The 229-nt window shown below is 45.4% G+C and carries 1 pseudogene; it reads left to right on the top strand.

Going from position 1 to position 229, the window contains the following annotated elements:
* Nucleotides 1-13: 13 nt before the first annotated feature.
* Nucleotides 14-229: pseudogene (locus ACYP5M_RS26905) on the top strand (bifunctional diaminohydroxyphosphoribosylaminopyrimidine deaminase/5-amino-6-(5-phosphoribosylamino)uracil reductase RibD); the annotation flags it as partial.

The following is a 229-nucleotide window of genomic DNA, read 5'->3' on the forward strand; positions in this document are numbered from 1 at the left end:
TGTGACTCTTTAGCCTTGTTCCCATTATGGAAAGACACATACTTGTGCAAATTTGGTGTAAGAATCAGGTGTCCGGCGGGTTGTCGTTGCTACTCAAGATCCGAATCCGGAAGTAGCCGGCAGGGGGATATCTATCATAAAGGATGCGGGAATTGAAGTGGAAGTTGGCGTACTGGAAAAGGAAGCTCAAATGCTGAATGAGCGTTTCATTCACAATATGCTGACGAAT

The sequence above is a fragment of the Peribacillus sp. N1 genome, from assembly GCF_054600815.1.